Origin of the sequence: Pedobacter sp. MC2016-15, assembly GCF_026239695.1 — a bacterium.
Classification (GTDB): Bacteria; Bacteroidota; Bacteroidia; order Sphingobacteriales; family Sphingobacteriaceae; genus Pedobacter.
Map to the genome: position 1 here is coordinate 325,617 of NZ_JAPIVS010000003.1, position 13,216 is coordinate 338,832.

Below are 13,216 nucleotides of genomic sequence, written 5' to 3' on the forward strand. Positions count from 1 at the left end.
TTTTACCTTGTACGGAATTCTGGTTTGCAATTTGATTAAGCTATTTTGAATTGATAAATCTTACATTATTGAAAATACGTAAGTAGAAAATCATTTATAAATTGTATTTTTATAGCTACAATAGTTGAATGATTTATAATAAACCTTATACCGATATCTATATTTAATAAAATATCGCTTACATAAATACCTACCTTGATAATGGAAAGTGCATCATTTAAGAGAAAGCAAGTTTTGATAGTTGATGATGAGCCTAGCATTTTAAAGTTGCTAAATTTCATTCTATCAAAGCAATACGAAATTCATGCCATGGAAAGTGGATATAAAGCGCATCTTTGGCTTGAAGATGGCAATTTCCCTGATATCATTATTTTGGATCTGCACATGCCTCATTTTGACGGAACGTCTTTCTTGAAAAGCATCAAAATTAGCGGTTACTATCGTGAGATACCTGTAATTATTCTCTCGGCCGCTGAGGATCTGGAAAATATTGTAGCCAATTTGCCTTTTAAAGTTGAGGCTTATTTTCCGAAGCCTTTTAACCCTGAAAGTTTAAAAGACGAAATTGTTAAAGTTCTGGCTGCACTACCAAACCCTATCTTTTATAAATAATGGATTACAACTACAAAGGAATAAGATTAGTTTATTCTGGAACTGAGTTATCGCAGGAATCTGCTGAAATCTTGGGACAGGAATATAATGTGGTTCATGTGGGAGATACTTCAAAACTGGAGAATTATCTAAGCACGCTTTCTCTTTTCTCGACTCCGGACGTGATCATGATCGAGGTGAGTGATGAAGAGTTCGTTTTTTCGATCATTGCTAAAATTAAAAACAATCCACTGACAAGTGGACTGATTATTGTCTTACTAGGGCATATGCCAGATGTTAGGTTAAGGTCGAGAGCCATCAAAGAAAAGATACATGATTTGTATTTTTATCCTTATGAGATGGATCATCTTAAAGATCGTTTGAATTTTTTGATAAAATTTAAGCTGATCAAGCCTAACATTGAACAGTTAGCGGTCATAAAAAAAGAAAAAGAGTACAAGATACCAACCACTAAGAGAATTTTTGATGTTGTTTCATCTGGTGGAATATTATTATTTGCTTCACCAATTCTATTATTAATTGCATTATGTATCAAACTGGACTCTAAAGGTCCGGTGATTTACAAAAGCAAAAGAGTAGGTACAGGATATAAAATCTTCGATTTTTATAAATTCAGATCGATGAGGGCCGGGGCAGATAAGGAGTTAAAAGACCTATCGGCGCTGAACCAGTATGCGGATGACGGCAGTGGAGCAAATGCCTTCGTTAAGATCAAGAATGATCCTAGGGTTACCAAGTTGGGTAATTTCCTTAGAAATTCCAGTCTTGATGAGATTCCGCAACTATTTAACGTGCTCAAAGGGGATATGTCACTGGTTGGTAACAGACCACTGCCATTATACGAGGCTGAGATGTTAACATCCAATGAATGGTCGATGCGCTTTCTGGGACCTTCGGGATTAACAGGACTATGGCAGATTAGTAAAAGGGGAAAAGGTGATATGTCCGATACAGAAAGAAAAAAACTGGATAACTTCTATGCTAAGAATTATTCGGTATGGTTTGATATCAGTATTATGCTGAAAACGTTCCCTGCATTGTTTCAAAAAGAAAAAGTATAAAAAACACTCAAACAAATTAATAAATCTATCAATGAAAAAAATATCAGCACTCTCATTTTTAATCGCTGTACTGTTCTCTATGCAGGCTTCTGCACAGAGTTCAATTATGTCTGACGTTAATTATCCTTTGCTGGATAAATATATCGCGCTGGCAAAACAAAACTTTCCGAGAATGAAAATCTCGGAATCACAAATGCAATCAGTTAAAACCAGTATTGCCATGTCCAAAATATCATTCCTGGACTTATTTACTGCTTCCTATTTCTACAGACCAGATGATAACCAGGCGTTAAATGTTAATAATCCTTACACAGTAAACGGATTCCAGTTTGGTATCACTTTCAACTTAGGTACCTATCTGCAGAAACCTTATATCCTGAAGAAAGCAAAAGCTGATTACAGAGTGGCCAGTTATCAATATGAAGATACGCAGTTAACAACTGTTTCTGAAACTAAGCGTCGTTACTATGCATACTTACAATCGGTAAGTCAGTTAAAAATCCGTACTCAGACCGCTCAGGATAACAAGAATATTTCTGAGACAAGCAGACATAAATTTGAAAGAGGTGAATTGTCTCTGGATTTGTATAATGCTTCCAGAATGTTAGTGTCAACTGCTTCTACCGATCAGATTCAGGCTGAAGTGAATTATATGAATGCCAAAGACGCACTGGAAGAAATTATTGGAAAAAAACTTTCAGAAGTTAAATAGTAAGAATAAAAAAATAATGGATATAAAATCGTTTCTAAAATTACTGAATCGCTATAAATGGATACTCATATTGGTACCATTAATCTCAGCCGTTGCTACATATTTCCTGGCTAAACAGCTACCAAAGACATACAGTTCTGAAGCTAAAATAGCAACAGGTATCGTCGACCCTTCTAAACAGGTGGCTGGTGCTGCTCCTTTGGATTATTTCAAAATGAGTCAGGAATTTGATAACATCATCGAGCAGATGAAGATGAGAAAGATCATGTCTATTTTATCTTATAATCTGATCTTACACGATTTAGATAATCCTAAGGAAACATTTAAGCCATACAGTGAAAAGTTAGATTCACTTTCTGCGGATGATCGTAAAAAAGTAGCAGAACTCTTCCGTCGTAACCTGGCAGCTAAAACGCCGGTTAGCCCTGCAGATAACAAAGGCGAGTTCAAACTTTATGATCTCGTTAACTCAATGGGCTATGGTGAAGCCGCCATACACAAATCCCTTGAAATTACACATGGTGATAACAGTGACTTTATCAATGTTAAATTTGTCTCTGATAATCCTTCATTGTCAGCTTTCGTGGTAAATACGCTAAGTACTGAGTTTATCCGTAATTACGGTTTGGATGTAAACTTTAATCAGGGCCAAAGTAATGAGGTTCTCGACTCGGTTCTGAAGGTGAAAGAACGTGACATGAACGCGAAAAATCAGGCATTGAAAGATTTCAAAATGAGCAATGGAGTTTTGAATCTGGACAAGCAATCTCAACTGGTCTTTACGCAGATCACAGCGGCTGAAGATAGAAAAGCACAGGTGTTGAGAAGTGTACAAGCCAGCCAGAGTGCAATTGCTAATATCGAAAGCAGATTGAGAAGCAATGATCCCAATATGGGAAAAAATGTTGTGCGTGATAATGCGGCAATTGTAAATATCAGAAGTCAGCTGGAAATAGCAAACAGAAGATATGTTGATGGTAATTTTAAGCCGGAGGATAAAAGAAGGGTAGATTCGTTATCAAACATTCAGATCGCACTTTCTGCTAACAATTCTGATAAATATGTGGTAGATCCTCAGGTTTCCAGACAGGCTTTACTGGCTCAGAAATACAATTTGGAGACTACTGTTGCAGAGCAAACCGGAAGTGTCAGATCTATAGATAATGAGCTGGCAGCAGCACGCGCAAAATACAATGCAATGGTGCCTTTTGATGCCAATATCTCTAACTACACACGTGATGCAGATATGGCAACGAAAGATTACCTTGAAGCATTAAACAGGATCAATACCACGCAGGCTCAGCAAAATATGAGTTTAAAACTGCAGATTGCACAGTTGGGATTACCTGGATTACCTGAGACTTCGAAAGTTATCATCTTCACTGCCCTTTCTGGCATAGCAATGTTCTTCGTTTGTTTATCTGTATTAGTTGCACTGTTTGTTACAGATTCATCAATCAATACAACCCAGCAATTGGCGAACGCTACAAAATCTAAAGTTGTTGGTAGCTTAAATCTTCTACCTGAAGGTGATACAACAATCAGAACCATCTGGAATAATACTGATACCAACAACAACTATAATATTCATAAAGAGCTACTCCGATCGCTGCGATTTGAGATCAGTGATCTGATGTCTGCAGATGATAGCAGAATTCTTGGAGTTACCAGTCTTGTTGGTGGTGAAGGAAAAACGTTTTTAGCTGGTAACCTGGCTTATGCATACGCCATGACCGGCAAAAAAATTCTGTTGATTGGTGGTGAGCAGGCAGCTCCTGTATTATCTGATTCAAAACAACTGACCAGGGCGCAGAACTTTGAAACTTTTCTTGTTAACAGGGAGATTAAGGTTGAAGACCTGATTACTAAATTAAGTAAAGTTGATCATCATAAATCGTTGCTGGAAATTCAGAATGAAAGAAACCTGAGATCTGGTTTTGATGTATTGAAAAAACAGTTTGATGTCATTATTATTGATATTGAAAGCATGACTGACATCAATATAGCTAAGGAATGGCTATCGTTTACTGAGAAAAGTATAGCAGTATTTGCTGCAGGAAATAAATTGACTGACGGTGATAAAGATATGGTTACCTTATTGAAAAATCATCCTGGATTTATCGGCTGGGTGATCAATAAAGTTAGACTGAGCGAAATCCAGGCTTGATTGGGGAGAGCAATTTAATATGCAGCAGGAATCGACGTATCTTTCTTTGAAAAGATCACAAATATTGTTTTTGGTTTTTGGGGTTATAGTTGCTTTACTATGCAGTGTTGCAGTCTATGAGTTTAATTTCCTTGGACCAATTATTATCGCACTTGCTGCCATTGGTATTGTATACCTGATTTTTGTGTTCAGAAATCCAAAAATTGGATTGTATACACTCATCCCTTATTGTTTCCTCCTTGGATTTTTCAGCAGGGAAATAGGTGGTATTCAATACGGAATGGGTATAGAAGTTATCCTGATACTTACCTGGCTGTCTTCACTGGTTTATTATAAAAAGGACGATTGGCAGGCTATCAAAAATGATATGTGTCTTCTGTGGCTGCTGTGGTTTATCTTTAGTGTACTTGAAGTAATCAATCCTGAAGGAGCGAGTATTGTAGGCTGGGTCACAGAAATTCGTACTGAAGCTCTATATCCAATTCTTATTATCCCACTCACATTTGTCATTGTAAAAAACAGAAAAGACTTTGATGTAATCATCAAGATCATGCTTGCAATGGTGCTCATCGCTGGATTAAACGGAATTAAACAAGTTCATATTGGTTTATTTCCAGGTGAGCAGGCTTTTCTGGATGGTCCGGGAGGCGTTACGCACATGATCTTCGGAAAGATGAGGGCTTTCTCATTTTATGACGCTGGTCAGTTTGGTGCTTTCGAGGCCAGTTTTGTGGTCATGGCAGTTGTGCTTGCTCTGGGAACCTCAACACTGTGGAAAAAAGTGGTACTGTTTATGCTCGCAGGAGTTTACGTTTATGCCATGCTGGTTTCAGGAACAAGAGGCGCATTCTTCGCACTTGTTGTAGCGGCTATCTTTGCCATATTTCTCACTAAGAATTACAAAGTGTTGTTTTTTGGGGGAATGTTTATGGTGATGTTCTTCGTGGTTCTGAAGTACACTTATATAGGCAGTGGTATCTATTCGATCCAACGATTCAGAAGTTCTGTAGATCCCAATGATCCTTCTTTGATGGTACGTTTTAATACACAGCGTATGCTGAGGGAGTACATGAGCTCAAGACCTTTCGGAGGTGGACTAGGTGTACTGGGTGTAAATTCGGTTTATAACCAGGATAAATGGTTATCCATCATTCAGCCGGACAGTTACTGGGTAAAGATATGGGCCATGACTGGGATTGTCGGTCTCACACTTTGGTTCAGTATGATGATGTATATTCTCGGTAAATGCTGTGGAATTATTTGGATGATCCAGAATAAGAAGCTGCAGATAAAATTAATAGCAGTATTTTCAACTACCGCCGGAATTTTTTTCTGTAGCTATGGTAATGAGGTCATCAACACGATGCCCTCGCTATTGGTTACCTGCCTGACTTTTGCGTTGGTCTATATGGGGCCAAAGTTTGACCGGGAAATTGCCGACGATGAAAAGAAGCGCTCTGCTTCATCAACCGACCTTCAACTTATATAATACAGATTATGCCATTTGAAATATTTGTCCTTCCTGGTTTGATATTGTTTGTCTATGGGTTCTTCAAAGGTCATAAGAGATATAAAGAAGAATTTTCGAAGGAGAATGAAACTTCATAATAAAGTTATTTATGGGAAAAGCTATTTGGATTATTTTTCAGGTCATTATCGGGTATAATCTCGTTCTTCCTTTTCTACTGTTTGTTTTCTACAAACTTGTAAAAAAAAGCAGACCGAAAACGCTGTCGAATAAAGAATATGACTATGCGATCATTGTAACAGCATATGAACAAACTGCCTTGCTTCCTGCCGTTGTTGCTTCCCTGCTGCAGGTGAAGTACAGTAATTACCTGATTTATATCGTTGCCGACAACTGTGATATTTCCACGCTAAATTTTACTGACCCAAGGGTGATTTTGCTGAGGCCTGAGAAGGTGCTTGCCAGTAATACGCGCTCACATTTATATGCTATAGCCAACTTTAGAAGAGATCATGAGATCCTGACTATTATTGATAGTGACAACCTTACTGATCCAAATTACCTGAACGAGCTGAATGTTTTCTTTGATGCAGGATATGAAGCTGTACAGGGTGTAAGGGCTGCAAAAAATTTAAATACTACCTATGCCTGCCTTGATGCTGCAAGAGATATTTACTATCATTTCTATGATGGAGAAGTACTTTTTCAACTGGGATCATCAGCCACGCTGTCAGGCTCCGGAATGGCGTTTAAAACTGCTCTTTACAAGGCTTGTTTCGATAATCTGGATATCACTGGTGCCGGTTTCGACAAGGTATTACAGGCTCAGATCCTGAGAATGAATAAACGTATCGCTTTTGCCAAAGACGCGATAGTTTATGACGAGAAAACTTCAGATTCTGCGCAGCTGGTTAATCAACGTTCGCGATGGATCAATACCTGGTTTAAATACTTTGGATACGGTTTTGATATTCTGCTCAGAGGAGTCAAAAGATTCGATTTTAATCAGTTTCTATTTGGAATTATCCTGTTAAGACCACCCTTATTCATATTTATATTGTTATCCGGACTCTGCGCGCTGATGAATATTTTTATATTTCCTGTTTATTCGCTAATTTGGATCATAGCTTTTGGACTATTTATTTTAAGTTTTGTGATCGCACTGAAAAATCATGCAACTGATCCGAGGATTTATAAATCTTTAATCAATATTCCTAAGTTTATATTTTTCCAGTTATTATCTTTAGTACATGCCAGACAGGCAAACAAAAGGTCTGTAGCTACAAAACACAATGTAAATTCATAAGCATTATATAAATAAGCGGTGTCAGAAATAATAAAAGGAAGAGATATTGTTATAGTTGGTCAGCAGCCCTGGGACATTGCAATCGGGAGCAATTGTAAAAATATTGCGGCTGAATTATCTAAATATAACAGAGTGCTATATGTTAATTCTGCTTTAGACCGAATCACCTTATTGCGAAACAGAAATGCTCAGGCTATAATACGGCGGAGAAATGTGATTAAGGGACAGGAAAATGGTCTTGTGCCGGTTTCAGATAATCTATGGACACTTTATCCGGATGTGTTGATAGAATCAGTCAACTGGATCAATAATCCGGGAATTTTCGATTTACTCAATAAAAGGAATAACCGGCTTTTTGCTAAATCTATTTTGAAAGCAATCTCGTTATTAAACTTTAGGGATGTTATTCTTTTCAATGATAACGATATGTTCAAAAGCTTTTATCTGAAGGAGTTTTTAAAGCCATCTGTCAGCATTTATTATTCCAGGGATTATATGCTTGCCGTAGACTACTGGAAGAAACATGGGGAAAGAATTGAGCCGGAGCTAATCCGTAAAAGTGACCTCTGCGTAGCAAATTCAACGTATTTGACTGATTATTGTAAAAAATATAATAACAGTTCATTTTATATTGGACAAGGCTGTGAACTGGATATTTTTACCAGTACAGAGAGCTTCCCGCCAATAGCAGCAATTGCAAATCTTAGCGGCCCCAAAATAGGATACGTTGGGGCATTGCAAAGTATAAGACTGGATATTGACTTGCTTGCTCATATTGCAAAGCAGAGACCAGACTGGAATTTGATCCTGGTAGGTCCTGAAGATGAAGTTTTCAGGGACAGTGCTTTGCATCAGATTCCAAATGTACATTTCCTTGGCTCACAGAAACCTGAAGATCTGCCCGCGTATATTAATGCTTTTGATGTATGTATCAACCCTCAGCTGGTTAACCAGGTGACGATTGGCAATTATCCGAGGAAAATTGATGAATATCTTGCGATGGGTAAACCGGTAGTTGCCACAAAAACACCTGCCGTAGGCATTTTTGGTGAGACTGTCTATGCTGCGGCTGATAAGTATGAATTTCAAACAGCCATTGAAAATGCAATGCAGGAAAATTCTGCTGAGCGGTCTGACAAACGGATAGCTCTTGCACGTTCTCATTCCTGGGAAAATAGTGTCGGCGAATTATATAAAGCCATTAACCAGGTGATAAAAAACTAAAGATGTCCTTAGCTGAAAAAATAAAATCAAATCCATTCCTGAAGAAGATCGCACATCAGATGCTGATCCCTGCAAATGATTTCAGGCCCAGGCTCTGGGTAAGATTATTTGTAAATCCTTTTAAGCATAAACGTGGTAAAGGATCTATCGTCAGGAGCCGGACAAGAATTGATGTTTTTCCATTCAACAACTTTCAACTTGGTGAAAAGAGTCTTATTGAAGATTTTTCAACCATCAATAATGGTGTAGGTGATGTTTACATAGGGAATGAATCTGTGGTAGGTATTGGTTGTACAGTCATTGGCCCGGTGAATATTGGTAATCATGTGATCATGGCTCAGAATATTGTTGTTTCTGGCTTAAATCATGGTTATGAAATTATTGATATACCTCCAAGTGAGCAAAAAACGATCACCAATCTCATTACTATTATGGATGATGTGTGGATTGGCGCAAACTGTGTGGTGACATCTGGTGTTACTATAGGTAAACACGCCGTCATTGGTGCAGGAAGTGTAGTGACCAAGGATGTACCACCGTTTTCTGTATCTGTGGGTAACCCGGCGAGGGTAGTAAAGCAATATAATTTTGAAACTGCTAAATGGGAGAGGATATAAACATATGAGTTATTTAAAGAACCCCGACTGGCTTGGCCAGTTTCTCTATCCTTTTGAAAAATTCGAGGAGGTACCATCCTCGCTTTTTGATGCTATTAATAGTGACCTCGACAGGGTACAGAGTAAAACTCCGGTGGTGAGTATCGTAGTGATCGCCTGGAATGAGGAAATCAATATCCTGCGCTGTGTAGCTACTTTGTCAAAAATGAAAACAGATATACCTTTTGAGATTATCGTGGTCAACAATAACTCGAAAGACCGTACACAAGATACGATTGATCAGCTTCATGTCAGATCTTTTAATGAGCTTACACAAGGTGCAGGTCCCGCCCGTCAGAAAGGACAGGTAGAAGCCCTGGGAAAATATATTCTCACCGCTGATGCAGATTGTTTTTATCCACCGTGCTGGGTGGATGAGATGATGAAAGTCTTAACGCAGAAAGACGTTGTTTGTATCTACGGTAGGTACTCCTTCATTGGAGAATCCACCTTTCCACGATGGAAATTATTAATCCTTGAAAAGCTCAAGGATACTATGGCTAGTTTGAGACATATAAAACAACCTTATTTTAATACCTTTGGAATTAGCATGGGTTACATCAGGGAATATGGACTGAAGATCGGATTTATCACCATTAACAGGAGGGGCGAAGATGGTCAGCTTGCCATGGATTTGATGAAATATGGTAAAATTAAACAAATGAAATCCAGAAAGGGCCGGGTTTGGACAGGTGTAAGAACGCTCACTCAAAATGGTTCATTCTTCAACATTGTTGCCTCCAGAATCAAAGAAGATCTCAAACGATTTAAATACAATTTCATTACGCGTAACTAATACAAACCCGAGCCAATTACTTTCCCTATCTCTTCATGTTTAATATCAAAAAGAAAGCTCTTCTAATCATTAACAACCTGCATTTCCTATCACTTCTGGGTAATGGACTGATGTCAGTTTTTGGAATGGTTACACTGGCAATACTCTACAGAACCCTGCCAGTGGTTGAAATGGGAGTTTATATTTTCTTTATGGCTATCTGGGGCTTGATTGATGTATTGAGATCAGGGTTTCTCAGCATTACTATCGTAAAATTTTATTCAGGTACAACCATGGAGAGGGCTCGGCAGGTAGCAGGATCCGCATGGTTTATCGGCCTTTTCATTACTGCGGCCTCAGTCTTGATCAATATTCCAACTTATTTTATTGCCGGCTATGTGTCTGACAGGGGCTTGTCCTTATTTCTCAAATACTTTTCACTAGTTTCTGTAGTCACTTTACCATGTTTTATGGCAAACTGCATCGTTCAGGCAGAGAAACAGTTTGGCAGGCTATTATGGTTTAAAATCATGACTCAGGGATCTTTCGCACTGATGATCTTTCTTCTTGCTTTTTTTGATAGGATCACCCTCACTTCGGTGCTTCTGGCGTTTGGAATCTCTAACTTACTGTCCAGTGTGATTACGCTAATGCTTAAATGGACCATGATTTTTTCATTAAAATATGCAGACCGTGAGACGATTTGGGAACTTTTCCATTTCGGAAAATATAGCATGGGGACCAATATAGGTTCTAATTTGTTTAGTGTAACAAATACCTTTGCCATTAACTTTTTCATCGGTCCTGCTGCTTTGGCTATTTTTAACCTGGGTAGTAAATTTATGCAGGTAATTGAGATTCCGATGTTAAGTTTCGCATCTACAGGTATGCCCATTTTGTCTAATCACTATAACAAAGGTGAACACGGTGAAATGATGTATACGCTGAAAAAGTTGATAGGTATGATGACGATCGTTCTCCTGCCATTTACAATTCTGGCGCTCATCTTTGCTGAACCTGTCATCAGTATTCTGGGCGGAACTGCACATTCTCAGAATGAAGCTCCCAATTTGTTTCGTTTGTTTATGATCTTTGGGTTATTATATCCTGCAGATCGATTCTTTGCCCTGGCACTCGACGTGATACATCTGCCCAAAATTAACTTTTACAAAATCCTGGTGATGCTGATTGTCAACGTAGTTGCTATAGTAATAGGGGTGTGGATTTACCCTTCTGTTTATTCCATTGCCATTGCAGGTATATTCCCAACTATTGTTGCTGTGCTTATTACATATGCTCCATTGAATAAGTATCAGAAGTTTAGCTTCTGGAGCATGTATGTCATTGGTTATAAAGAAGTCATTCTTTTCATCAGGCAGATGAGAGTTACTCTATTCAAGAGATAAGCGCTAGACCTGGAATCGAATAGATTAACCACACTGGTTAGCTACTGTATAGCGATCATGAGATATACTCCCCATACTACTCTTTCCTGCGTTGGCCTTGTGCTCTGGACTAACCGGTTGCTGTGCTATTTCTATAAGTACAGATGCGATGTATACAGTCGCGATTCAAACTGTTTATCTGAGGCAACCTGGCCAGGCCAAAAAAAAGGCTGCATCACATGATGCAGCCTTTTTTGTATATGATTAGGGTCTTGTATAGATCTTATTGTAAGCTTGAACCAATTCCGGCTAACAGTGAGGTAAAGGCACTTAAGTTAGCAACTGCATTCTGGTAAAGAGAACTGTATTTATTGTTAGATTCAGTGATTTTAACATCACTCATATTGTTGATCATGTTGGTGATACCCGAATTGTTTGTATTCAATTCATAACCAAGGTTGTTGTAATACTCAAGTGTTCCACCTGTATTGTAAAGATCCAGAAGCTGACCTTCCCAGTCTTTATTGGTATTCATTTTTCCTACAGTATTGTTGTAAACTTTAGCATTTGAATAAGTTGTTTTACCAGAGATGATGTATCTTTCGAAACCTTGAAGCTCAAATCCGCTGTATTTTTTTGTGTTATAGCAGATATTATTATAGATCTGGCTTACTGCAGGACTTGTTCCTCTTGAGTATAACCACATCCTGATTGCATTTCCCTGATAGTTAGTTAATTTGTTCTCGTGGAATAAGCCATTGCCCTGCATCATGAATACACCATTGTGGTTGGTAGCTGAGGTATTTACGTTATTAACAACGTTGTGGTGAATATTATAATCCTGTACATTTGAGAATGAACAAACCGAACCTACATAAGCACTGTTCTGGAACAGGTTATTTGCAATTTCAACATCTTTGAAAAATCCGCTGTCTTCTCCGTTGTCTTTATTTAATGATCCACCGAAGATAATGCTTCCTGCGTTGGTGAATGAGCAATTTAAAATTTTGAATCCATCAGTTCTGGTTTCAGCAGTTCCTCTGTAGGCGAAACCTGAACCATTATTGTTGTTACCAGATATCGTGTAATCAGCAACATTTGTAAAGCTCATGCTTTTTAAAACAACTCCAGACATTTTTCCACTCATGGTGATTGCTCTGTACGAGATGTTGGCAAACTGGAATCCGTAAGTTAATCCGGCAGTATAGTCGCCATCGATGATAACGTTAGTAATATTCTCAGTGGACATAAACTCGGAGATGTTTACCTGACCTACGTTTTTGATATACACTGGTTTTGCGGTACTAGCCAGGATGTTTTTAATAGTAATCCCTTTGTAGCTTCCTGCTTTGATTCTGATAAAAGTATTGCTGGCAATATTTAATGTGTTTCCGTCAATTACAAGATATCCCGATCCTGTACCCAGGTCAAGTACTGTAGCGTCTGAGGGAACAGCGTAACTTGAAGCCGGTGCCGGTGTTGTAGTTATAGGCTCAGTTGTAACCGGTGTTGTAGTTTCCGGAGTTTGGTTCCACTGGCCTCTTCTTCTGAATCCATCTTTTTTACAAGCTGACATCAACATCACTGACCCGATTAGTACTGCGTAAATTGCTTTATTCTTTACCATAATTTTAAGTTCTTGAAGCGTTTTCTAAGTGTCTACAGTGCAAGGATAGACAAATATTCTTGATTATCAGTACCATGGAAATGTGTGGAATTCCCCGAAAAGAGTAAAAATTCCCCAAAAAGTACGTTTCCCCGTTCTGGGGAATGTTTTTCACGCACTTTGTGTCACAAAGCTGTTTCAATGTATTTTTAGTTATGACATTAAAATGACATAAGTTTCTCTG

The 13,216-nt window shown here is 38.3% G+C and carries 11 protein-coding genes; 10 read left to right on the top strand and 1 reads right to left on the bottom strand.

Going from position 1 to position 13,216, the window contains the following annotated elements:
• The first annotated feature begins 201 nt into the window (after positions 1-201).
• The 10 genes from OQY15_RS10370 (at position 202) to OQY15_RS10415 (ending at position 11,387) form a co-directional block, all read left to right on the top strand.
• On the top strand, positions 202-612 hold the full coding sequence (locus tag OQY15_RS10370) for a response regulator (protein WP_265791195.1): 411 nt from the start codon (positions 202-204) through the stop codon (positions 610-612).
• A complete protein-coding gene (locus OQY15_RS10375; protein ID WP_265791196.1) occupies positions 612-1,673 on the top strand; it encodes a sugar transferase in 1,062 nt (353 codons plus the stop codon). The genes OQY15_RS10370 and OQY15_RS10375 overlap by 1 nt, the downstream gene beginning before the upstream one ends.
• 31 nt (positions 1,674-1,704) lie before the next feature.
• Positions 1,705-2,385 (top strand): TolC family protein, encoded by a 681-nt coding sequence (locus OQY15_RS10380; RefSeq protein WP_265791197.1) that lies wholly within the window; start codon positions 1,705-1,707, stop codon positions 2,383-2,385.
• Positions 2,386-2,455: 70 nt separating this feature from the next.
• A complete protein-coding gene (locus tag OQY15_RS10385; RefSeq protein WP_265791198.1) occupies positions 2,456-4,552 on the top strand; it encodes a lipopolysaccharide biosynthesis protein in 2,097 nt (698 codons plus the stop codon).
• A 46-nt stretch (positions 4,553-4,598) separates the two neighbouring features.
• A complete protein-coding gene (locus tag OQY15_RS10390) occupies positions 4,599-6,041 on the top strand; it encodes an O-antigen ligase family protein (protein WP_265791200.1) in 1,443 nt (480 codons plus the stop codon).
• A 130-nt stretch (positions 6,042-6,171) separates the two neighbouring features.
• Positions 6,172-7,326 (top strand): glycosyltransferase, encoded by a 1,155-nt coding sequence (locus OQY15_RS10395; protein WP_265791202.1) that lies wholly within the window; start codon positions 6,172-6,174, stop codon positions 7,324-7,326.
• Positions 7,327-7,539: 213 nt separating this feature from the next.
• The gene (locus OQY15_RS10400) at positions 7,540-8,550 is read left to right on the top strand and encodes a glycosyltransferase (RefSeq protein WP_265791205.1); all 1,011 of its coding nucleotides are present in this window, start codon (positions 7,540-7,542) and stop codon (positions 8,548-8,550) included.
• Positions 8,551-8,552: 2 nt separating this feature from the next.
• Positions 8,553-9,167, top strand: coding sequence for an acyltransferase (locus OQY15_RS10405; RefSeq protein ID WP_265791233.1), 615 nt, complete (start codon positions 8,553-8,555; stop codon positions 9,165-9,167).
• A gap of 4 nt (positions 9,168-9,171) precedes the next feature.
• Positions 9,172-10,002, top strand: coding sequence for a glycosyltransferase family 2 protein (locus OQY15_RS10410; RefSeq protein WP_265791236.1), 831 nt, complete (start codon positions 9,172-9,174; stop codon positions 10,000-10,002).
• A gap of 35 nt (positions 10,003-10,037) precedes the next feature.
• Positions 10,038-11,387, top strand: coding sequence for an oligosaccharide flippase family protein (locus tag OQY15_RS10415; protein WP_265791238.1), 1,350 nt, complete (start codon positions 10,038-10,040; stop codon positions 11,385-11,387).
• Positions 11,388-11,649: 262 nt separating this feature from the next.
• Here OQY15_RS10415 and OQY15_RS10420 read toward each other — a convergent pair whose 3' ends face one another.
• Positions 11,650-12,993: a hypothetical protein gene (locus OQY15_RS10420; protein ID WP_265791241.1), complete on the bottom strand. Its 1,344-nt coding sequence runs from the start codon at positions 12,991-12,993 to the stop codon at positions 11,650-11,652.
• Positions 12,994-13,216 lie beyond the last annotated feature (223 nt).